Below are 539 nucleotides of genomic sequence, written 5' to 3' on the forward strand. Positions count from 1 at the left end.
TTCTGGGACATGTTGTCCTTCAGAACGATTCGCCCGACCTCCTCGGTCATGGATTCGAGCAGCGGGTTGCGGTCGGTGGACGTGAGGGCGCCGGCGGTGACCATCGAGTCGAGCAGGATCTTGATGTTGACCTCGTGGTCGGAACAGTCGACACCGGCGGAGTTGTCGATCGCGTCGGTGTTGATCTTGCCGCCGGCCCGGGCGTACTCGATGCGGCCGCGCTGGGTGACGCCGAGGTTGCCGCCCTCCCCGACCACCCGGGCGCGGACGGTGGCGCCGTCGACGCGGACCGCGTCGTTGCCCTTGTCGCCGACGTCTGCGTCGGTTTCGGTGGCGGCCTTGATGTAGGTGCCGATCCCCCCGTTCCACAGCAGGTCCACCGGCGCCCGGAGGATGGCGCGGATCAGTTCGGGGGGCGAGAGCTCGGTGACGTCGTCGTCGAGTCCGAGCACGCTACGGGCCTGGGGGCTGAGCGGGACGGACTTGAGCGAGCGCTCCCACACCCCGCCGCCGGTGCTGATCAGGTCCGCGTCGTAGTC

The 539-nt window shown here is 68.8% G+C and carries 1 protein-coding gene; it reads right to left on the minus strand.

Annotation, left to right across the window (positions count from 1 at the left end; all coding sequences use genetic code 11):
- Positions 1–539: NAD-glutamate dehydrogenase domain-containing protein (locus AIIKEEIJ_RS14770; protein ID WP_161995960.1), on the minus strand; the 539-nt coding region annotated here is incomplete at both ends.

This window comes from Rhodococcus sp. YH1 (assembly GCF_009939605.1).
GTDB lineage: Bacteria > Actinomycetota > Actinomycetes > Mycobacteriales > Mycobacteriaceae > Rhodococcus > Rhodococcus aetherivorans.